This is a genomic window from Haloferax sp. ATB1 (assembly GCF_000730175.1).
Map to the genome: position 1 here is coordinate 1 of NZ_JPES01000013.1, position 21719 is coordinate 21719.

At 65.0% G+C, this 21719-nt stretch carries 15 protein-coding genes, 1 tRNA gene and 7 pseudogenes; 13 read left to right on the forward strand and 10 right to left on the reverse strand.

Annotation, left to right across the window (positions count from 1 at the left end; all coding sequences use genetic code 11):
* Together ATB1_RS02350 and ATB1_RS02355 are read right to left on the reverse strand one after the other, a co-directional pair.
* On the reverse strand, nt 1-218 hold a 218-nt coding region (locus tag ATB1_RS02350), incomplete at its 3' end, for a 2-phospho-L-lactate transferase CofD family protein (RefSeq protein WP_042662099.1).
* A 109-nt stretch (nt 219-327) separates the two neighbouring features.
* Nucleotides 328-588, reverse strand: a complete 261-nt coding sequence (locus ATB1_RS02355) for a hypothetical protein (RefSeq protein WP_042662100.1) — start codon at nt 586-588, stop codon at nt 328-330.
* A 958-nt stretch (nt 589-1546) separates the two neighbouring features.
* Here ATB1_RS02355 and ATB1_RS02360 point away from each other — a divergent pair.
* From ATB1_RS02360 to ATB1_RS02375, 4 genes and pseudogenes are all read left to right on the forward strand, one after another.
* Nucleotides 1547-2720 (forward strand): annotated as a pseudogene (locus ATB1_RS02360) (HD domain-containing protein).
* A 96-nt stretch (nt 2721-2816) separates the two neighbouring features.
* Nucleotides 2817-4042: pseudogene (locus tag ATB1_RS02365) on the forward strand (HD domain-containing protein).
* Between the two features lie 52 nt (nt 4043-4094).
* Nucleotides 4095-5109 (forward strand): annotated as a pseudogene (locus ATB1_RS02370) (amidohydrolase family protein).
* Nucleotides 5110-5244: 135 nt separating this feature from the next.
* Complete coding sequence (locus tag ATB1_RS02375; protein ID WP_042662101.1) at nt 5245-5799, forward strand: universal stress protein; 555 nt, start codon at nt 5245-5247, stop codon at nt 5797-5799.
* A 46-nt stretch (nt 5800-5845) separates the two neighbouring features.
* On the opposite strand, the gene ATB1_RS02380 is transcribed toward ATB1_RS02375, so the two are convergent.
* Nucleotides 5846-6904 (reverse strand): bifunctional biotin--[acetyl-CoA-carboxylase] synthetase/biotin operon repressor, encoded by a 1059-nt coding sequence (locus ATB1_RS02380; protein WP_042662102.1) that lies wholly within the window; start codon nt 6902-6904, stop codon nt 5846-5848.
* A gap of 61 nt (nt 6905-6965) precedes the next feature.
* A pseudogene (gene pccA, locus ATB1_RS02385) lies at nt 6966-8770 on the reverse strand (propionyl-CoA carboxylase biotin carboxylase/biotin-carboxyl carrier subunit).
* A gap of 197 nt (nt 8771-8967) precedes the next feature.
* On the opposite strand from pccA, the gene asd reads away from it, so the two are divergent.
* Nucleotides 8968-10002, forward strand: coding sequence for an aspartate-semialdehyde dehydrogenase (gene asd / locus ATB1_RS02390; RefSeq protein WP_042662103.1), 1035 nt, complete (start codon nt 8968-8970; stop codon nt 10000-10002).
* A 1-nt stretch (nt 10003) separates the two neighbouring features.
* Here the strand turns inward: asd and ATB1_RS02395 are convergent, their stop codons facing one another.
* Nucleotides 10004-10588 (reverse strand): GNAT family N-acetyltransferase, encoded by a 585-nt coding sequence (locus tag ATB1_RS02395; RefSeq protein WP_042662104.1) that lies wholly within the window; start codon nt 10586-10588, stop codon nt 10004-10006.
* 136 nt (nt 10589-10724) lie between these two features.
* On the opposite strand from ATB1_RS02395, the pseudogene ATB1_RS02400 reads away from it, so the two are divergent.
* The 7 genes and pseudogenes from ATB1_RS02400 (at nt 10725) to ATB1_RS02430 (ending at nt 17585) form a co-directional block, all read left to right on the forward strand.
* A pseudogene (locus tag ATB1_RS02400) lies at nt 10725-11247 on the forward strand (HPP family protein).
* 331 nt (nt 11248-11578) lie between these two features.
* The gene (locus tag ATB1_RS02405) at nt 11579-11848 is read left to right on the forward strand and encodes a hypothetical protein (protein WP_004042445.1); all 270 of its coding nucleotides are present in this window, start codon (nt 11579-11581) and stop codon (nt 11846-11848) included.
* Between the two features lie 644 nt (nt 11849-12492).
* Complete coding sequence (locus tag ATB1_RS02410) at nt 12493-14247, forward strand: bacterio-opsin activator domain-containing protein (RefSeq protein ID WP_042662105.1); 1755 nt, start codon at nt 12493-12495, stop codon at nt 14245-14247.
* 259 nt (nt 14248-14506) lie between these two features.
* Nucleotides 14507-15049: a hypothetical protein gene (locus ATB1_RS02415; RefSeq protein WP_042662106.1), complete on the forward strand. Its 543-nt coding sequence runs from the start codon at nt 14507-14509 to the stop codon at nt 15047-15049.
* A 20-nt stretch (nt 15050-15069) separates the two neighbouring features.
* A complete protein-coding gene (locus ATB1_RS02420; RefSeq protein ID WP_082256241.1) occupies nt 15070-16062 on the forward strand; it encodes a signal peptidase I in 993 nt (330 codons plus the stop codon).
* The gene (locus ATB1_RS02425; protein WP_128081366.1) at nt 16059-16544 is read left to right on the forward strand and encodes a hypothetical protein; all 486 of its coding nucleotides are present in this window, start codon (nt 16059-16061) and stop codon (nt 16542-16544) included. Before ATB1_RS02420 ends, ATB1_RS02425 begins: the two co-directional genes overlap by 4 nt.
* Entirely contained in the window at nt 16545-17585 is a 1041-nt protein-coding gene (locus ATB1_RS02430; RefSeq protein WP_042662109.1) for a DUF5305 family protein, read from the forward strand.
* Nucleotides 17586-17799: 214 nt separating this feature from the next.
* Here ATB1_RS02430 and ATB1_RS02435 read toward each other — a convergent pair.
* Nucleotides 17800-17870 (reverse strand) — tRNA-Pro (locus ATB1_RS02435).
* A gap of 173 nt (nt 17871-18043) precedes the next feature.
* Here ATB1_RS02435 and ATB1_RS02440 point away from each other — a divergent pair.
* Nucleotides 18044-18328, forward strand: coding sequence for a hypothetical protein (locus tag ATB1_RS02440; RefSeq protein ID WP_042662110.1), 285 nt, complete (start codon nt 18044-18046; stop codon nt 18326-18328).
* Nucleotides 18329-18340: 12 nt separating this feature from the next.
* Here the strand turns inward: ATB1_RS02440 and ATB1_RS02445 are convergent.
* From ATB1_RS02445 to ATB1_RS02460, 4 genes and pseudogenes are all read right to left on the reverse strand, one after another.
* A pseudogene (locus ATB1_RS02445) lies at nt 18341-19211 on the reverse strand (RNA-guided pseudouridylation complex pseudouridine synthase subunit Cbf5).
* Between the two features lie 2 nt (nt 19212-19213).
* Complete coding sequence (cmk, locus tag ATB1_RS02450) at nt 19214-19792, reverse strand: (d)CMP kinase (protein ID WP_004975061.1); 579 nt, start codon at nt 19790-19792, stop codon at nt 19214-19216.
* A gap of 150 nt (nt 19793-19942) precedes the next feature.
* Nucleotides 19943-20868: pseudogene (locus tag ATB1_RS02455) on the reverse strand (DUF106 domain-containing protein).
* Nucleotides 20869-20989: 121 nt separating this feature from the next.
* Nucleotides 20990-21616, reverse strand: a complete 627-nt coding sequence (locus tag ATB1_RS02460; RefSeq protein WP_042662111.1) for an adenylate kinase — start codon at nt 21614-21616, stop codon at nt 20990-20992.
* Nucleotides 21617-21719: the final 103 nt, after the last annotated feature.

A 21719-nucleotide genomic window follows, 5' to 3' on the forward strand; every position in this document is an offset into this window, starting at 1 on the left:
GCGGTAGTGTCGTCGGCGATTCCCCACCAGCGGTCGGTGTCGAGGACGCCGCCGCCGGCGAAGAGGACGGTGTCCACGTCGGGACAGACGAGGTGGCCGCCGAGTTCCACGTCGTCGCCGGTGTTGGCGACGACGGTCGTCTCGGCGGGGTCGAACACCCCGGCGGCCCCGTCGAGGAGTTTGGGGGTGCCCGTGCCCCCGGCGAGGAAGGTAACCATGATGCGCCGTAGGACGAGTGTCCGTTTGAAAGTTCCTTCACCGGAGACGCCGGCCGGTCACGGGCGGCGAGGGCGATACGGCCGCGTAGGACTGCACGTAAGTCGCTCCTCAGCGGCCGCCGCGATAGGCCACCGACACGTCGAACTCCGACGGCATCACCTGTCCGGCGACCGCCTTCCTGACGAAGTATCCCGAAAAGCCGGTTATCAGCGCCGCCCCGAGGCCGGACATGACGAACATCACGCGCCCGGCGGTCACGCCGGTCAGGGCGCTCATGGCGACCCAGTAGCCCGCGAAGACCACGAACAGGCACGCGAGACCGAGGAGGGCGTAGCCGACGGCGTTTCCGAGGGCCGAGCGGAGACTCATGTCGGCGTCTCGTCGCTCCCGAGTGAAACGGTTTGTGGGCGGTCGAACCACCGCAACTGTCGTGCAAAAAGAGCTTCCTTGAAATCCGCAGAGTCTGACAGAATCGGCGTGCTGGATAGCGAGGATATCTCTCGAAAATAGGTATTCAGTTCAATTTCCCAACAATATTTATCTACAACCCATACTAACTGAGAAGAGTTACAGAAAATGAAGAAATCTCACAAGTTGGTTCTCTTCATTGGCATACTATTTCTGGCTACATTTTTCATCCCTGACTCCCCGTACAGCCCTTCTGTACACAGTGAAGCGTCTCTATCCGCCCCCGACCGCCCAACTCAATTAACCGAGTCGAGCGTCCAGACTTATGCAGTCACATACGAGGAGAGGTTACTTCACAACGAACTAATTCAGTCACGTGGGCTGACCCGCGATAGGGGCGATAAGATAATCAGCGAATGCACTGTGACTGAGTTAGAAAGACGGTCGTCCTCAGAGTTTGCCGTCAACATGAGTTGCCACGGAGAAATAAGAGACATCTACAGAATCATCCAACCAACTGACTTCAGTTACGAGGTTATGTATCTTATTACACCGGAGTCAACTGAGGAACTTTCAATTCGAGGATACCCTCTTGAAGGGAGTCGATATCTCAGAGAGCCATATTGATTTTTGTAATACTATGTCACTCAATGACCGACTTGCTCTCTGGATTCAGCACAGTCTCGACAAGCTATCACCAGCTGAGGGATCCAACAGAGCCCGACAGGACGGACCACCGACAACACGCGTCACTGAACGGCTATCGCCGCCGTGAGATGAGTATCACGCATGCATCGACCCCCCGAACTGCAGTCGCAGTCGTGCTCGTTCTCGTCATCGCGGCCGTCTCTGGTGGCCATCTTCTTCCCGCGACGACCCGAATGCTCGGCTATTTGACTCCTCTCGTGCAACACCCGCTATGACCGCCGTCAAGGACAGCGTCCACGACTACATCTCGCTCGACCCCGTGGCCGCCGAACTGGTCGATACGCCCGCGTTCCAGCGGCTTCGACACATCAAACAGCTCTCGACGGTCCGGCTCGTCTATCCCTCTGCGAGCCACACGCGGTTCGAACACAGCCTCGGCGTCTACCACCTCGCCTCCCGCGCCCTCTCGCACCTCGGCGTCGACGGCGACCGCGCCGCCCACGTCCGCGCCGCCGCGCTCCTCCACGACATCGGTCACGGCCCCTACGGCCACCAGACCGAGGACCTCATCCGCCGGCGGACCGGCCGCGACCACGACGAGATTCACCACCTGCTCGACGGGACCGCGGTCGGCGACGTCCTGACCGGCCACGGTCTCGACCCCGACGCGCGTCGCCGACATGGTCGACGGCGCGGGCGGCCTCGGACAGTTGGTCTCCGGGGAGTTGGACGTGGACCGGATGGACTACCTCGTCCGCGACGCCCACCACACCGGCGTCCCCTACGGCACTATCGACCACGGCCGGCTCGTCCGCGAACTCCGATACCGGGACGGCGAACTCGTACTGGCAGAGGGGAACGTCCAGACCGCCGAATCGCTCCTGCTCGCGCGGGCGCTGATGAACGCGACCGTCTACCGCCACCACGTCTCCCGCATCGCGGGCGCGATGCTCGAACGCGCCTCCGAGCGCCTCGTCGACGACGGCGTGCTAATCGAGGAGTTCGTCCGGATGGCCGACCACGACCTGCTCGTCGCCCTCGGCGAGCGCGTGCCCGACCTTGGCCGCCGAATCGAGCGCCGCGACCTCTACAAGCGGGCCGTCTGGGCACCCATCGACGCCGTGCCGACCGACGTGGTCGAACTCGACTTCGAGGCGACGCGGGCGGCCGAGCGGGACATCGCCGACGCCGCCGACGTGTCGCCCGAGTCGGTCATCGTGGACGCGCCGTCGCGGCCGCGAATCAAGGAGTCCCGGTCGCGCGTCGTCGTCAACGGCGTCGTCCGACGGCTCGAAGACGCCTCCGAACTCGTGGGCGCGCTCCGGTCGACTGAGCGGACGCAGTGGCGACTCGGCGTCTACGCGCCCGAAGCCGTCCGCGACGAGGTGGCCGCGGCCGCCGTGGACGTGCTCGGACTTCCGGTTCGCGTGACGACGCCCGCCTGAGGGCGGAGTTACACCACACCGCCCCACACCCGATACTGCCTCACACCACACCACCCGTCCGACCCTTTTTCACCGATGGCGGCCGATTCACCCACAATGACGACCATCAAGGACAGCGTCCACGACCACATCGAGGTCGAGGGCGCGGCCGAAGCCCTCCTCGATACGCCGGAGATGCAGCGACTCCGGCGCATCAAGCAGTTGGGAACCGTCCAACTGGTCTACCCCTCCGCGAACCACACGCGGTTCGAACACAGCCTCGGCGTCTACCACCTCGCCTCCCGCGCCCTCTCGCATCTCGGCATCGAGGGCGACGCCGCCGCCCACGTCGAGGCCGCGGCCCTCCTCCACGACGTCGGTCACGGTCCCTACAGCCACAACATCGAGGACGTGACCCACCGCCACACCGGCAAGTACCACGACGACGTGGAGGAACTCGTCGCCCGCGGAACCGTCGGCGAGACGCTGGAGGACGAGGGGTTAGACCCCGAGCGCGTGGCCGCCTTGGTCGAGGGCGACGGCGAGTTCGGCCAACTCGTCTCCGGGGAGTTGGACGTGGACCGGATGGACTACCTCGTCCGCGACGCCCACCACACCGGCGTCCCCTACGGCACCATCGACCACGAGCGCCTGATTCGAGAGCTGACGTTCGTCGACGGCGAGTTGGTCCTCGCGGAGGGGAACGTCCAGACCGCCGAATCGCTCCTGCTCGCCCGGGCGCTCATGAACCCGACCGTCTACCAGCACCACGTCGCGCGCATCTCGAAGGCGATGCTCCGGCGCGCGTCGGAGCGACTGCTCGACGAGCCCGACATCGACGCCGAGGAGCTTCGCCGGATGGACGACCCCGACCTGCTCGTCGCGCTCAAACTCACCGACTCGACGAAGGGGTTCGCCGAGCGGCTGGCCACCCGCGACCTCTACAAGCGCGCGGTCTGGGCGGAGTTGCCGAACGTCCCCGACTCGATTATCGACGCCGAACACGACGCGCTCGCGGCGTTCGAGCGGGACATCGCCGACGCCGCCGACGTGTCGCCCGAGTCGGTCATCCTCGACGTGCCCTCGCGCCCGTCGATGACCGAGTCGTCGTCGCGGGTGATGGTCAACGGCGAGATTCGGCAGTTGGAGCGGGAGTCGCCGCTCGTGCAGGCGCTCCGGACCGCACAGGAACAGCAGTGGCGACTCGGCGTCTACGCCCCGGCGCGAGGAGACAGAGCGGGTCGGGCGCGCGGCCGCCGGACGTGCTCGGCCTCGACGTGGACGGCGCGCTCGTCGCCGAGGTCAGAAGCGGCCTCAACGCGACGCTCGACGAGTTCGAGTAGCAGCTATCCCGAGACGGGAGGTTCAAGCACCGCCGAGACGCATTCGAGAGCGATGCAACTCGAGGGTACGATACTCCGCGGCCGCGACTTCGACCCAGTCGAGGGGCGCGTCGTCGTCGAAGAGGGCACGATAACCGCAATCGAGGAGACGGCGACCGATTCGACGGACATCATCCTCCCGGCGTTTGTCAACGCCCACACCCACCTCGGCGACTCCATCGCCAAGGAGGCCGGCGAGGGACTGTCGCTCGACGACCTCGTCGCGCCGCCGGACGGGCTGAAACACCGGCTCCTCCGCGCGGCCAGCACCGAGGAGAAAGCCGCCGCGATGCACCGGTCGCTCCGGATGATGGAGGCCGGCGGGACGGCGGCCTGTCTGGAGTTCCGCGAGGGCGGCGTCGAGGGCGTCGACGTCATCCGGCGGGCGCTCGACGGCCGCGACATCGAGGCGGTCGTCCTCGGCCGCGAGACGGCCGACGCGATGGAAATCGCCGACGGCTTCGGTGCGTCGGGGCGCGCGGGACGGCGAGTTCGGGGCGCTCCGGAACGCCACTGAGGCCGCCGGAAAACTGTTCGGCATCCACGCCGGCGAGCGCGACGCCCACGACATCAACGCCGCGTTGGACCTCGAACCGGACTTCCTCGTCCACATGGTCCACCCCGAGGCGCTCCACCTCGAACGCGTCGAGGACAGCGAGATACCCATCGTCATCTGCCCGCGGTCGAACCTCGTCACCGACGCGGGCGTCGCGCCGATTCGCGAACTGGTCGACCGCACCACCGTCGCGCTCGGCACGGACAACGTGATGCTCAACAGCCCCTCGATGTTCCGCGAGATGGAGTTCACCTCCAAGCTTGCGGACGTTTCCGCCGCCGAGGTCCTCCGCATGGCGACCGTCAACGGGGCCGACATCGCCGGGCTGAACTACGGCCTCGTCGAGGAGGGCCGCGACGCCAAACTACTCGTCCTCGACGGCGACACGGACAACCTCGCGGGCGTCGAGGACGTGGTCCGCGCCGTCGTCCGCCGCGCCGGGCAGGCGGACGTGAAAGACGTGTATCTCTGAGGGCGGGCGACGGCCTCTCCTCCAGAATCCGTTCCCAACGGGCCGCAGAACGCTCACGGACGCTGACCTATTCTCGCAGTACTCCTCCCGTAGCAAAGGGTTATTACCGACCCCGAGAAAATGTTATCAAGTGTCATGGTGTTGTACGACCGAATCATCGTTCCCATCGACGGCTCCGCCGGCTCCGAGCGCGTCGCAATCCACGCGGCGGCCTTAGCGGCCGTCCACGATGCGGAACTCCACGGGGTGTACGTGGTGAATGCGGGGAGCTTCGCGGGACTCCCGATGGAATCGTCGTGGGAGGGGCTCGACGACATGTTGCGGGCCGACGCCGAGTCGGCGCTCGACCAAGTCGAGCGCGCGGCCGAGTCGCAGGGCGTCCCCGTCGAGACGCACGTCCTCGAAGGGACGCCGAGCCGGGAAATCGTCGAGTTCGCCGAGCGGGGCGGGTGCGACCTCATCGTGATGGGAACCCACGGGCGGGGCGGTATCGACCGCCTCCTCCTCGGGTCGGTCGCGGAAAAGGTCGTTCGGGCGTCGAAAGTCCCCGTCCTGACCGTCCGCATCGAGGGCGGCGGCGACGACGCGGAGGAGTTCGCCGTCGAGGTACCGGACGATGCCGCGCCCGAGTCGCCCGCAGAGACGGACGGCGTCGCCGACTCGACGGCGACCGCCGACGGCGGAGAATAGGGGACTAGTGAACTAGCCGACCGGCGGTGCAGGTTCGGTCGCGGTCTCAGCGCCCGCCGTCGGCTGGGCGCAGGTGTTCGCAGTCGCCGGCGTGGACTCGTTTTTCGCCCTCGTCGGTTCGGACGACGAGCGTGCCGGGGTGTTCGACATCGATTGCGTCGCCCTCGATGACGCCGCTCGCGGTGTGGACGCGGACCCTCCTGCCGAGCGTGTCCGCCCGTTCGCGCCACGCCGGGAGGACCGCGTCGAGGTCACCGCGTAGTTCGTCGAATCGTTCGAGCACCCGCTGGACGAACGCGCGGCGCTCGACGGGACCGGCCTCGGCGGCGACGCTCGTCGCGCCTTCGGGGAGGTCCGCGGGGTCGAGGTTGACGTTGACACCGGCACCGATGACGAGCCACGAGACGCGGTCGGCCTCGCCTTCCATCTCGGTGAGGATGCCGCAGAGCTTTCGGTAGCCGCGGTCGGCGGGCGTGTCGGTGTCGTTCGAACCGCCACCGGCGTGAGCCGGTGAACCTCCGCTCGCTTCGCTCGCGGAGACACCGTCGGACGCTGACGCGCCCGACGGGTTATCGTTCGCTTCGCTCACGATAACGTCGTTCGGCCACTTGATGCTCGCGTCCACCCCGGCCTCGCGCGCCGCGTCACAGACGGCGACGGCCATCGCCAACGTGTACAGCGGGGCGTACGCCGGCGGTTCGTCGGGGCGCACGAGCAGGCTCATCCAGACGCCGCCGTCGGGCGCGGACCATTCCCGATTTTTCCTGCCTCGGCTGGCGGTCTGCTGGCGGGCGACGACGACCACGTCGCTCGCGCCCTCGGCGGCGAGGACGCGGGCGCGGTCGTTCGAGGAGTCGAGCGTCTCGTGGAACTCCACGTCGTAGTCGGCGTCGAGACCGTACTCGATTGCCGGGCCGCCGTACTCCGGTACGTCGGTGACGACGTAGCCGTCGCCGGCGCTCTCGACGCCGAATCCTTCGTCACGGAGTGATTCGACGTGCTTCCAGACCGCGGCGCGGGAGACGCCCAGTCGGTCGGCGAGGTCGGGCCCGGAGACGGGGCCCTCGGCGAGTGCGTCGAGGAGGGCGCGTCGCGTGTCGCTCATGGAGGTCGGTACCGGCGCACGGGAAAAGAGGTTCGCGGTTCGAGCCGCTTCAGGCCGGAGACTATTCGAGGACGAGCAGCACGTCGCCCATGTCCACGCTGTCGCCCTCGGAGACGAGAACCTGCGAGACGGTGCCGCCGCGCTCGGCGACCACGTCGTTTTCCATCTTCATGGCTTCGAGGATGCAGACGGTGTCGCCGGGTTCGACCTCGTCGCCCTCCTCGACTTCGACAGAGAGGATGGTCCCCTGCATCTCGGCGGTGACGGACTCGCCGTCGCCCTCGATAATCTGCTGGGAATCGTCGTTTCCGCCGTCGTCGCGGCGCTTGCGCGGGCCGGAGGAGTTAGATTTGCCCGCGGACGCGTTCCCGACCGGGATGGCGGGCGCGCCGCGCTCTTCGAGGCTGACCTCGAAGCGCTTGCCGTTAACCTCGACGGTGAAGGTGCGTTCAGTGACCTCGTCGTCGTCGTCATCGTCGGCGACGGCCTCGGGCGACCAGCGCTCGACGGCGGCCTGGATGCGGTCGCGGTCGAGCACCTCGTCGAGGTACTTCGTCGTGTGGCTCCCCTCGCGGAACGCCTCGTCGGTGAGCATGAGGCGGTGGAACGGGATGACCGTGCGGAGCCCCTCGATGTCGAACTCGGCGAGCGCGCGCTCGGCGCGGGCGAGGACCTCCTCGCGGTCCGAGGCGGTGACGATGAGTTTGGCTATCATCGAGTCGTAGTCGCCGCCGATTTCGTCGCCTTGGCGGACGGCGTCGTCCATGCGGACGCCGATGCCGGCCCGGCGGGTCGTAGGTCGCGAGCGTGCCCGTCGCGGGCGCGAACTCCTTTTCGGGGGCCTCGGCGTTGATGCGGAACTCCATCGAGTGGCCCTCGATTTCCACGTCGTCCTGCGAGAAGTCGAGTTCCTCGCCGGCGGCGACGCGCAGTTGCCACTTCACCACGTCGAGACCTGTCACTTCCTCGGTGACGGTGTGTTCGACCTGAATGCGCGTGTTGACCTCCATGAAGTAGAACTCGCCGTCCTCGACGAGGAACTCCACGGTGCCGGCGTTGGTGTAGTCGGCGGCGCGGACACCGCGGCGGGCAGCCTCGCCGATGCGCTCGCGCAGGTCGTCGGAGAGCGCCGGCGACGGGGCCTCCTCGATGACCTTCTGGTGGCGGCGCTGGAGCGAACAGTCGCGCTCGCCGAGGTGGCGGACGTTGCCGTGCTCGTCGGCGAGAATCTGCACCTCGATGTGGCGCGGCGCTTCGAGGTACTTTTCGACGTAGACGGAGGCGTTGTCGAAGTACGCCTCGCCCTCGCGCTTTGCCGTCTCGAACTGCTCGTCGACCTCGTCCTCGGAGTGGACGACCTTCAGGCCGCGGCCGCCGCCGCCGCCTTCGGCCTTGATGGCGACCGGGTAGCCGAACTCGTCGGCGACGGCCTTGACGTCGTCGGCGGAGTCGGCCGGCTCGGTCGTGCCGGGGACGACCGGTACGTCAGCGTCCTGCATGAGCGCGCGGGCCTTCGTCTTCTCGCCGAGGCGCTCCATGGCGTCGGCCGACGGGCCGACCCACTTGAACTCGGACTCCTCGACCTTCCGGGCGAACGCGGCGTTCTCCGCGAGGAAGCCGTAGCCGGGGTGGATGGCGTCGGCGGTCGGCCTTTCGCGCGGCCTCGATGACCGACTCGTGGTCGAGGTAGGAATCGGCCGCGCGGGCGGGACCGATGTTGTACGCCTCGTCGGCGTACCGCACGTGCCCGCCGTGTTTGTCCGCCTCGCTGTAGACGGCGACGGTCCGGACTCCTAACTCCTCGCAGGCGCGCATGACGCGCACCGCGATCTCGCCTCGGTTGGCGACGAGAACCTTGCTGAACATTTGCGGTAGTCTTTCAGGGAACCGCACGTTATTCTATCGATTTTACCAACGCACGTCGGTGGTCGATTCGACAGACGACGATTTACGTGTTCGACCGTGATAGAACGCCCGAGCTTACACTTCTCTGGCACTATACGCCGCGAATACTGGTTCAAATCCAAACGGCCTTATGCGTGTGCCACACTACGACACGGGTAATGGCAGTACGAGTCGGCATCCTCGGTGCAACCGGCGCAGTCGGACAGCGATTCATCCAGCTCCTCGAAGACCACCCGACGTTCGAACTCGCGGCGCTGACCGCGAGCGAGTCGAGCGCGGGCAAGCGATACGACGAGGCCGCGAAGTGGCGCGTCAACACCCCCATCCCGGACGACGTGGCCGCGATGGAAGTCGGCAGCACCGACCCCGCGGACGTGCCCGACGACATCGACCTCCTGTTTTCGTCGCTCCCGTCGTCGGTCGCCGCCGAGGTCGAACCCGAGTTCCTCGAGGCGGGCTACGTCGTCTCCTCGAACTCCTCGAACGACCGCATGGCCCCCGACGTGCCGCTCACGATTCCGGAGATTAATCCGGAGCACCTCGACCTCATCGAGGTCCAGCGCGACGAGCGCGGCTGGGACGGCGCGCTCGTGAAGAACCCGAACTGCTCGACCATCACGATGGTCCCGACGCTCGCCGCGCTCGACCAGTTCGGCCTCGAACGCGTCGACGTCACGACCCTGCAGGCCGTCTCCGGCGCGGGCTACGACGGCGTCACCTCGATGGAAATCATCGACAACGCCATCCCGCACATCGGCGGCGAAGAAGAGAAGATGGAGACGGAGTCCCGCAAGCTTCTGGGCTCGTTCGACGGCGCGGAAGTCGCGCTCCACGGCGCGGAGGTCAACGCCTCGTGTAACCGCATCCCGACGCTCGACGGCCACCTCGAGAGCGTCTTCGCCGACCTCGCCGACGACGCCTCCCCCGAGGACGTCGCGGCCGCGATGCGCGAGTACCCCGGCGTCGACCTCCCGAGCGCGCCCGAACAGCTCATCCACGTCTTCGAGGACAACTTCCGCCCGCAGCCCCGTCTCGACCGCGAGCGCGGCGACGGCATGCAGATCTCCGCCGGCGGCATCCAGGCCACCGAGCACGGCGTGAAGTACAACTGCCTCGCGCACAACACGATTCGCGGCGCGGCCGGCGCGTCGGTCCTCAACGGCGAACTCCTCGCCCAAGAGGGCTGGATTTAGGCTATATCCACCCGTCGGCGTCGCTTGCGACCCCGGTTTCGGCGTCGCCGACCTTCTCTTCGTCTCGCCACTCGTCGGCGAGCCGACCGTATCGAAGCACGTCGACGTGGTCGCCGTCGACGAATCCCTGTTCCCGGTGGACGCCCTCGCGTTCGAAGCCGGCTTTCTCCAGCACGCGGGTCGACGCCGGATTCGTCTCGTAGGCGTTCGCGTACAGCTTGTTGAGCCGGCGCTCGCCGAAAGCGTAGCCGCAGAGCGTCCGCAACGCGTCCGTCGCGTAGCCGTTGCCCCAGTGGTCGGGCGCGACGAGGTAGCCGACCTCGGCCGCGCCGGTGACGACGTTCGGCGGTTTGAGGCCGATTGTCCCGACCGGGTCGCCGTCGACCGAGACGACGAAACTGATGTCGTCGCCGTCGCCGCGCGACTCGACCCACTCGCGCTCTGTCACCCGCGTCACCGGGTCGGAAGCGGCGATTCCTCGTCGAACCCGCGGGTCGTTGACCGTCTCGTGAAGGAACTCGACGTGCTCCGACTCGACGGTTCTGAGTTCGACGCGGTCGCCTTCGAGAAACGCGGCCCCGGACATACCCCGTCCGTCGTCGCGGCCGCACTTCAACGTGGGCGTGCGGGGCACATGGTATCTGTCGACGAGCCCCACGGTACCGGTTCGATTCGGTCAGAGTTAGACACCGTTTTCACGCCGCGTCGACAGAGCGTGTCACATGTCTCGACGCGGTCTCGAAACGGGGCTCTCCGCCGGCCTGCTCGTCGCCGCACTCGGCGGCATCGCGTGGGCGACCGGCGAGCCGTTCGTCTTTCCGAGCCTCGGCCCCACGGCGTTCGTCCTCGCCTTCCGCCGTCGGGGCGGGCACTCCCGTCCGTCTCGCATCGTCGGCGGCCACGCCGTCGGTGCCGTCGTCGGCTTCGCGACCTACGCGCTCGTCGCCCCCCGGCGTGACGCTCGGCCCGTCGCTCTCGGCCGCGTCGACGGACACGCTGCGACTCGTCACGAGCGCGGCGGTCTCGGTCGCCGCGACGGGCTGGGGAATGGTCGAACTCGACGCGGTCCACCCGCCGGCCTGCGCGACGACGCTCATCGTCTCGCTCGGACTGCTCTCGACCCCCCAGTCGGTCGCGACTATCGTCGCGAGTGTGGTCGTTCTCGTGGGGATCCACCGGGCGACGGAGGCGCTGCTCGCTGAGATGTACGGGGATAGTCTACCCGACGCGGGAACGCGGAGTTGAGGTCCGGTCAGCCCCGGTAGTCGCTCGGACAGTAGATGCTCCGTCCCGTCGGCTCGAATCGATAGCCGAGAGAGAATGAATGGTGGGTAGCGGGCGGATGATTTCGCTTGTCGCCCTGATGTGCCTCTGACAGCAGCAAATACTAACTCGTCACCGAGTCTCTTATGATTTCTGTGAAACACGTTCGCATCGGGCGCGCTAGCGCCGCTCGCGCATGAATGTGGCAAGATACATCGTCGGAGAGGTTCGTTCTCGACTGATATTCCGCGACAAGAGACACCGACGACGACAGGTATATGTGCCATGGTCTCAATTGACACGCTGTATCGCTATGAAGCCGTGCCACAGCTGTCAGGCGGTTATCGACGAGTACATCCTGGACAAAAAGCTCGAAGTGCTGCGCGACCTCACGGTTGACGACTTCAACCTGTGTGCGGACTGCACCACAGTCGTCGCCGATGCGTGCGTGGAATGCGGCGGTGGCGTCTATGTCCCGCGGGGCGAAACGACGGTCCCCGACTACTGTCCGGCGTGCCGCGCGGACCTCATCCGGCGGACGGGGAGCGACCCCGGCTGGACCTGCGATGCCGTCTCGACCTGAGTAGCGGTTCTCGGCCGTTTTTTGGTGGTTGTTGCTGGGTGTGACGGGAAGTCACACCGTGTCACGCTCGGAGTCACTACGAGATTTATCTCCGCCGCCGAGAAAAATATTATATGACTAACAAGAGTGTCGTCGAGTTCGTCGAGGAGTGGTAACGCGGTGCGTTTCTCCTGCTCGGTTCGGCGCTTTTCGGCGGTCTCTCTGCGTTCTTCGTCGGGTCGGCGTTGGCGTTTCTGGCGTTTTCGTATCTGTTCTACGGGGAGTGAGAACCGGGTGGGGGCGGCGGGAGAGTCGTTGTCCTGGTGGCTCTCGTGTAAATGGGCCCGTTCTGCGGCCTGCGAACGCCCCCTCGCTCACGGCACCGTATCAGACGCGAAATCCTCGCGAGTAGTGAGTCTGAACTTGCCACTCTCGTCTCCCACACACCGAGAACTCGGTGAGATGTTCGGTATCTCGGAATCCACCGCCGGACAGCACTCACATACTGCGCTTCGAAAGCTGCTCACCACAGTGCTCGCCGCCAAACGGGAGCAAAGCGCCCCACAGGACGAGCGCGACGGACGGTCTGAGCCGGGTGCCAACCACAGCCATACCGCTCTTAGAGGGTAACCGAGCCTTCCGGTGGCATCACGTGGCATCCACTAATGGAAGTGACGACAGACTCGGCCATCTCGTCTACCGGCGCCGTGCCCGAGACAACGGACCGAAGAGAACGTGAACAAACGCTCGTGCAACTCCACCGGACGTCTCGGAGACTCGCCCAAACAGAGACCCTGCAAGAGGTCTGCGAGACGGTCGCGCGCGTGAGTCAGGAGACCGCCAACCTGTCCACGACCTGCCTCTACCTGTGGAACGAGGCCGTGGGTGTACTGGAGCCCCGAGCATCGACTCCGGACGCGGACAAGCTATTCGACGATCTCCCGACGTTCTCGCCGGGGAGCAGCATCGCGTGGGACGTGTTCCTTGATGGAACCACCCGAGTGTTCGACGACGTACGCGACCACGAGAACGTGTACAACGAGGGAACGCCGGTCCGAAGCGAACTCATCGTTCCCCTCGGGGAGTTCGGGGTGATGATATCGGGGACGACCTCTCAGGACGCGTTCACGGGGGGCGACATCTTGCTCGCAGAGACGCTCGCAGCGAGCGCGACCGCCGCACTGCAGCGGGTCAAGCGAGAGTCGGACCTGCGGGAGACAGAGCGCGAACGTCGAGAGCAGAACGCGACAGTACACCGATTGAGCCGCGTCAATTCACTCATCAGAGCCGTTCAGCGAGACGTCGTCCGGGCGACGACCCGGAGAGCGGTCGAACAAGCGGTCTGTGACGACCTAGTCCGAGTGGACCACTATCAGTTCGCGTGGATCGGCGACACAGACGAGTCAGGGCGACTCGCCCCCAGGGCGTGGGCAGGAGCGAGCGGTAGCTACCTCGACGAACTTCTGCACAGTCCGACTGCAACGGAAACGCCGCTCCCCGCCCGGCAAGCTCTAGAAACGGGAGAAGCCGTCTCGACGCATCAGTTTCGCGTACTGGCGGACGAGCAACCGGCGTTCAGGACAGCATTAGACTGTGGGTTCCAGTCCCAAATCGCGGTTCCGCTCGCGTCCGGAGACCACAGAAATGGCGTGCTGGAGGTATACGGGGGCCAGTCGACCACATTTTCCGACGAGGAAAAAGCGGTCCTGTGTGAACTCGGGGAGTTCGTCGGGAACGCGCTCAACGGAATCGAACGGCAGGAGGCAATCGTCGCGGAGAGCGAAGCGGAGTTCGAATTCCGGGTTCACGACGCCAACGACGTCGTGTATCGACTGGCTCGTCACGCTGATTGCACGCTTGATCTTGACTCGCTACTTCCGCACACCGGGGGAAAATGGGTAGTGTATCTCACGGTGAGCGAGGGTGACAGGGAGACGCTTCTAGACACCGCGGACCGTTTCGTTTCGGTGGACTGCGCCACGCCGCTCAGCGAAGACGACCGGGTCGAAGTGGTCGTCTCCGATTTCGAAATCGCGAGGGTGCTCGGTGAACACGGTGCGACACTCCACTCGCTTCACGCCCGACCCGACGGGGGGCGAATCGTAATTCGGCTCCCGCAACCGTCCGACGTCAGAACAGTCGTTGGTTCCTGTGCGTCTGTGCTCCCCTGTGTAGACCTCGTCAGACGGAGTCGAGTCACCTCGGACGCGAACGCCCGCGACGCACAGCAGTCGGGAATCGACCGACTAACCGACCGCCAGCGGGACGTACTTGAGACCGCATATCGACAGGGGTTCTTCGAGTGGCCGCGTGAACACACCGGCGAAGAAATCGCGACGTCCCTCGGCGTGTCGCCACCGACGTACCATCGGCACGTCCGCACAGGTATAAAGCGGCTGCTGGAGACTATCTTCGAGTGAGACGGCCGCCCCGGCGCGGCCCAGAGTCGCCCCCCGACGCCGGAATACCACGGAGAGCGGTCCTCTACTTTCGTCCCTCTCGAACAGTCCCCGTCATCGGAGTCAAAACGAGTCCAAAAACACACGGCCCTTTGGAGATTCGACCCGCCTCTCCGAGCAACCGTACCGAGGCGAGATTTAACCAATTAGCGGGCGTGGCTCACCTGGCTAACTGTTTATAAGTGCTCGTTTTGCTCGGAGGTGATATACAGTTCTTGTGATGCATCGAAGAACACTCATCGCAACCGTTGGTGCCATCGTCGGGACCGGTATCGGAGCAGCCGCATACTCAAGCGCAACCGTCACCCGTAGCGCCACAATCGGCGTTAGTGCGGACAACTCCGCGCTCATCTCGCTCTCTCCGAGCCCGGATTTCACTCAGATCACCGCGGATGGGCAAGACCAGCTGTCGATCAACTTCTCGTCTCTGAACGGGGACTCCGAATTCGTCTTCGGTGACACGACCAGTCCGAACACCACGTACGCGTTTACCATCACGCCGTCCGAAGCGAACGACATAACGCTCTCCTACTCGGTCAACAACGGCGACCCGATCACCAGCAACCCGAACGTACAGTTCGAGGTGTTCTCCTGGGATGAGGGTACATCCACGGCGACCTCCGAGGCGACTGCTACCGAGGAGACAAGTGGCACGTTCACCCCAACTGCTAGCACGACTTACTACGTCGTGCTGACAATCGACACGACGAACGTCGACACGACGACGGCAGACCTCTCCGGTGACCTCACGGTCTCCGCCTGATCCACCCACTCCCGTTTTCTATGAACCGGTGGATCTACGCCCTAGCGGTAGTCTGTGCGGCAGTCTTCGTACTGCCGAGTTCACCGGTTCAGTTATCGTACGTGTACAGTGGCAGCATGGAGCCAACAATCATGCAGGGCGACGGATACGTTCTGATTCCGGTAGAGACCGTCGAGTCCGGGGACATTCTCACGTTCTACTCGAAATCGCGAGACGAGTACACGACCCATCGCGTCGTCGAGGTCACCGAGAGCGGGTTCGTGACGCAGGGGGATAACAACCCGTCAACAGATCAGAGCGCGGGCTATCCGCTCGTCACTCACGATGACGTACTCGGGAAGGTCGCGACAGTCGGCGGCTCGCCGGTCGTGTTCCCGCGGCTGGGAATTGCCATCGAGTTCATCCAAAGACACTGGACGCCTGTCCTCGGCGGGCTGTTCGTGCTGTTCGTCCTGCCCTCGCTTTCGCAGAGCAAGACGGGCTCACGAGATGTCGTCCGTTTCAAGACGCTTCTGACCCCGCTCGTGTTGATGGCGATCGTTAGCACCTCTGCGGCGCTCGTCTTCGGGGTGCCCACGGCGGCCGCCACCTTCGCTGTGACTGAGGTGCCTACGTCGAGTGAGCTGTCGATTCCCGTCGGCGAACCCTCGGTGCGGACGCTCGACATCGACGTTAGCGAACAGCCAGCGTACACCCATCAGTTCGCCGAGACGGTCGGGATGACCCTCGAGTCGGACGGCGTTGTCGGTCAATCGGGGACGGTTCGGGTTCGGGTACCAGCGCAGTCAGAGCCCGGACCACACCGCGGTGAGATTCGCTTGTACCGGTATCCTGCGATTTTACCATACGGCGTGGTCGCGTCGCTACAGGCCGTCCATCCCGTCTTCGCGGCGCTCGCTACGATGTCCACCCTGTTTGGAGCGATTCATCTCGTCGCGTGGGTGTTCGTCGACGGGAAGACCGTTCTCCGGACCCAAACCCGACGACGACCGCTCGGGAGGAGATTCAAATGAGACGACGAACACACCCCCGCCACCGGAGTCGATGGCCGGCCGTTCTCGGAGTGGTTATCGTCGTCCTCGTCGGGGCGTCTGTGGTACCCTCGTCGTCGTTCACGGCGACACAGGTGGACCGTGGAGCGACGTTCTCCGTCGTCGCCGACTCGCAAGCGATTCTCGGTCTCGACGTTCCACCAACAGTTACCGTCAACCGGACGACTCGGTTAGTCACCGTCACGAACGACTTGGGTACCGACGTCTCGGTCGAGGTCGTACTCCGCGCCGACTCTACCGACAAAGGCGACCTCGTCATCGATAACACGACTGTCGGTGACACGGCCGGGATTTCGCTCTCGACGGGCGAGTCTCAGGCGGTATACATCGACGTGGTGTCTGACCCGACACTCGACGGCGAACAGATATACTTCGGAGTGAACGCGTCCGGGACCGGATTGACAGTCACCGCCCCGGACAGAAGCGTGTCGATTACGACGTAAATGATTCCCGCAATTCACAAGCTACGGTATCTGCTCGCCACTCGCGCCGAGCTCCTGACTCGCGTCTGTCTCGTGGTCGTGCTCGTTGGCACGCTCGGGACCGGAGTCACGTTCGCAAATCCACCGATGACTGAGGTCCCGAGCGGCGAATCGAAGCCGATCTCGATGAGCCTTCACACGCAGGCGACGGTGGAACGGGAGTCCTCGTTCTACTCTCGGGGTGACGTGCTGGTGGACATGCCGGTTTACCTGCGTTCGTACACGCCTTCCGCGACGGTCAGTCTGGTGACGACACCACCCGCAGATACACCAGTCCGAATCGACCACCGGCTTACGCTCGTGTACGAGGCGTCTACCTCGCGCGACGAGGTGTTCGTACGACAACAGCAGAGGCTCCTTCGAACGAACACCTCGACCTCGGGCGCAACCGTGGTGAGCAACGCGACGCTGAACATCACCGCAGTCGCCCGGAAAGTCGCTCAACTCGAATCGGAGATCGACGGTGCCGGACAGGTCCGAGTGTACCTCGTCGCTGAGTCGGGATACGCGACGCCGACCGCGACCGGTACCTTGAGTCGACGCGAACCGATTCGTCTCACGGACAGCACATACGGAATCGAACACACGTCTGTGGACGATGTGATACGCCCGGCGGAGAGAACGGTCCAAGTGGACGCATCGAAAACCGTTCCTCTCTCGCTTCCCATCATCGGGACTGTTGTTGTCCCGGTTACCACGCTCGTATTCGCGTTGGTCGGTATTGGCGGTCTAGTTGGAGTGGGAACGACCGTCGCGTTCGGCGATCGGTTCGATTCCAATCGTGAACGGGCGGCCCTCCACAAGGCCCGCTACGCGGAATGGATCTCCGAGGGCTCGCTCCCGGCAGGCTACGCGCTCGATACCATCCGCTTAGACACGTTAGAAGGTCTCGTCGACGTCGCAATCGATAACGAGAAGCGAATCGTGTACGACTCCTCAAAGGGGAGATACGCCGTGGTCGATTCCCATGTCGTCTATCTCTATGTAGAGGACTCTGTCTGAGGGTTCATCTGGCAACAGTGGTTGAACGGACCGGGTCGATGACGTTCTCCTCTGACGGCGCCGTGAGAGACGCTCAGCCGCGTCGCAGTCGCGTCGTCACGCACCCGACTAGACTGAGTATTTAAACTATTAGATAATTACTACTCTAGTAACGGTGCAAAATTATGATAGAGCGTCTATACCGCTACTAATTTTAACCCATGAAAGTAAGAAGTGGGACCGCTGAGAGTCGAACTCAGGTCCTACCGACCCCATCGGCAGAGGATACCACTACCCCACGGTCCCGGGGTGCATTCAAAGCGACGCGTGTCTCGCGGTTAAGCCCTTCGTTTCGTCACGGCGACGCGAAGGGCTGCCGTGCCACGGTATCGCACCGTCGTCGTGCGGTTCGAACGGTGCCACGAAACCGAGTCCACTCCACGAGTACGCTTTTGCCGCCTCGGGAGTAATGACAACGTATGCTCACGTCCCTCCAGAGCGTCCCGCTCGGACTCCTCCCGTTCGTCGCGATGCTCCTCGTCCTCCTCGCGTTGGGCGTCGCGGGCGTCCGGTGGTGGTCGATACGCCGCGAGAGTGGGTCCGAACCGGCCGCGGACCGCCCCGAGGAGTCGCGCGGTTACCCGCTGGCGTCGTGGCGCTACGTCTACGACCTCGACAAATCAGACGCAAAACGGGAGGTCGCGTCGGTCAACGAGCAGGCGGAGACGCTCGCGGACGCGGAAAAAAAGCGCCGGAGAAAGTAGCGCGAAACGGTCTCAGACTAACACGGCTTCCAGCGAGACGACCGTCGCCCGAGTCGGCGTTCGCGTCGCCGACGAGTTCGCCCAGACAGACGGCCGAACCGTCGTCGGTGAAACAGGCGACGAGGTCGCCCTGGGAGGCGTCGGCGTCGACGTCGAAGACGCCGGGCGCGTAGACGGGCGCGCCGTTGGCGACTTCGCGGGCCGCGCTGTTGGCGATGGTCACCGACGGGAGATGCGACAGCGCCCGCTCGGCGGGCGCGACCACGTCGCGCAGCCACGACTCGTCTCCCTCCGCGGCGAACGCGAGAGCGTCTTTGAGGTCGTGGAGCGTCACGAGGTCGGCGTCGTCGAAGGGGTCGGTCGCGGTCCGGCGGAGGTGGCCCATGTGGCCGCCGGTGCCGAGCGCGAGGCCGAGGTCGTGACACAGCTTTCGGATGTACGTCCCCGACTCACAGCGGATGCGTAGGAGCGCCTGTCTGTCTTTCACTTCGAGGAGGTCGAGGTCGTAGATTTCGCGGACGCGGAGCCGGCGCGAGACGGCGGATTTCCGCGGGGGCTTCTGGTAGAGCTTCGACTCGAACTCGGCGACGGTCGAGTCGATGTCGGCCGGCGCGGGTCCGTGGAGTTCGAGCACGGAGACGTACTCCTTCGAGCCTTCGAGGAACACCTGCGCCATGCGGGTCGCGTCGCCGAGGAGCGTCGGCAGACAGCCGGTCACCTTCGGGTCGAGCGTCCCCGAGTGGGCGGCGCGGTCGACGTCGGCCATGTCGCGGACCCAGCCGGTGACTTGGTGGGCCGACGGCCCCGGCGGCTTGTCGAGGTTGACGACGCCGAACGAGAGCAGGTCGTCGACGCTCCGGTGTTCGGGCGGGTCTCGGAGCATGGTCAGAAGTCGTAACGGACGCCGTCGACCGGGTACTTGCCCTCGTCGGCCTCGGAATCGTAGGAGTCGACCGCGGCGATGCAGATGGCGGTCACCTCGTCAGGGCCCCAGCGGGCGGTGTTGAGCGCGATATCGTAGATAGAGAGGTCCGTGATGTCGATGTCGTAGTACGCGTCGTACCGCTTGGCCTCGCTCGCCTCGCGGGTCGTCGTCTCCTCGCGGGCGATGTCGGGCGCTTTGTCCTCGCGGTCGGCGATGCGCTCGGCGCGAACGTCGACGGGGGCGTCGAGCCAAAAACGAAGGTCTGCGGCGTCGCCGGCGAGCCAGCCGGCGAGGCGAGATTCGAGGAGCACGTCGTCGCGGTCGAGGGCGATGTCGCGGAGGCGGCGGTCGAGGTCGCGGTCGATCTGGTCGTCCTCCTCGGCGAGTTTGTTGAACTCGACGGCGGTCATGTCGCGCTCGGCGGCGAGCTCGCGGAAGATGTCCCCGCCGCTTATGTGTTCGAGGTCGAACGCCTCGGCGAGCGCGGCGGCGGTCGTGCTTTTCCCGCTGCCCGGTGGTCCGGAGACGGTCAGTAACATATCCCTGCTGCGTGCGGTCGGCTAAAAGGTGTTATCGTTGCCGACGACCCCTGCGGAGGCTTCTCACGGGGGTGAGTGCGAGAGAACCGAGGCTGGTGAGACGCGGAAACGGAGAGAGAAACGGAGTCGGTTCGAGTCGCTCGGGTCGGCTTACGACGCCGACGGCGACATGTCGATGTTCAGGCTCTTGCGGATGATCTGGGTGAAGCCCATCGAGCAGAGGAAGTACCAGACAATCCACGCCTGCATGGGACCGATGACTCCCTGCTTCCACTCGACGGACCCGAGCGAGCGGGGAGCACGAGTGTTCTCGGTGACGATGGTGCGGGTCGGAGCCCCCGCCGACGCCCGATGGCCCAGTACATCCAGAGGAACACCGGGATGGTGAGGAACATGATCCAGACCATCGGGCGGAACTGCTCTTTGAACATGCCCATCTGGTCGCCCATCGCCTCCATCTGCTCTTCTTGAATCTTCTCGAGCGCCGCGTCGTCGCCGCGCTCCTTGGCGTCTTTCTGCCGCTGTTGGATGTCCTTCATCCGCTCTTGATACATGCCCATCTTCTCCATGTCCATGAGGTTCGCCTGCAGGAGCGTGGAGTAGAGGCCGGTCGCGAGCGCGAGGACCATCACGACGGCGTAGAACGGGAGCATGTCGGCCAGCGGGCCGAGCGCCACGTCCATCACGCCGCCGATGACGTTCCGAACCTCGGCGACCGAGTAGCCGAGGAACAGGCCGACGGTGACGACGGCCGCGCCCTTGTCGTACTTCGACCACGAGGAGTCGCCGGTGTCGGTATCGACCGACGAGGACGACGACGAGCCGCCGGAGTCGGACGTGTCGTCTTCGAGGCCGGCGCGGGTCTCCGCCGCGTCGGCGAGCCGGAACCCCTCGTCGCCGTCGACGAGGATACCTTTCTCGATGAGGCGACCCCACTGGCCGCTCGTGAGCTCGTCGCGAACGTCGGCCCACTCGACTTCTCCGTCGTCCGCCCGTTCGAGGACGGTTTCGACGGCGGCGCGCATGTCGGCGTCGGAGCCGACGAGGTCGCGCACCCGAGATTCGATTCGTGCCATTACCGCCCCTTTAGCAACCGGCTGTTATCAAGGTTTTACTCTGGAGACGAGAGCGAGCGCGCCGGCGACAGCGCCGGCGCTCCGAGTATAGTTGGTGAAAAACGTCGTTCCGAGTGCGCGCTTACGCGTCGTCGATGACGGCCTGAACGTCCTCGAAGACCTCGTCCGGGGTCTGTTCGCCGTCGACCTCGACGAGGACGCCCTCGTCGCGGTAGTGTTCGATGACCGGCTCGGTGTTCTCCTTGAACACCGACAGGCGCTCGCGGACCGTCTCTTCGGTGTCGTCGTCGCGCTGGACGAGTTCGCCGCCGCAGTCGTCGCAGACGCCCTCCTCCTCGGGCTGGTTGAACTTCACGTGGAAGTTCGTGCCGCAGTCGTCGCAGACGCGGCGGCCGGTGAGGCGCTCGACGAGTTCGGACTCGGCGACCTTCAGGTAGATGACCGCGTCGAGGTCGGTGATTTCGGTGAGGTACTCCGCCTGCGAGAGGTTCCGCGGGTAGCCGTCGAGGACGTAGCCGTCGGCGTCTTCCAGCGCGGCCTCGACGATTTCGTTGACGACCGCGTCGGGGACGAGTTCGCCCTTCTCCATGAACGAACGGGGCGTCCCGTACTCGGTCTCCATGTCCTTGTTCGCGCGCAGCGCGTCGCCGGTGGTGACGTGTTCGACGCCGTAGGTCTCGGCGAGTCGCTTCGACTGTGTGCCCTTACCTGCGCCCGGCGCTCCGAGCAGGAGGATGCGCTTTCCCATATCTGACCCCATCCGGCGAGAGCATATAGTGTTGAAGATACGTACTGAGTTCTGCGACGGCAACGGTCAGAGGAACGAGAAAATGTTGCTCCTTGTTTGCCGG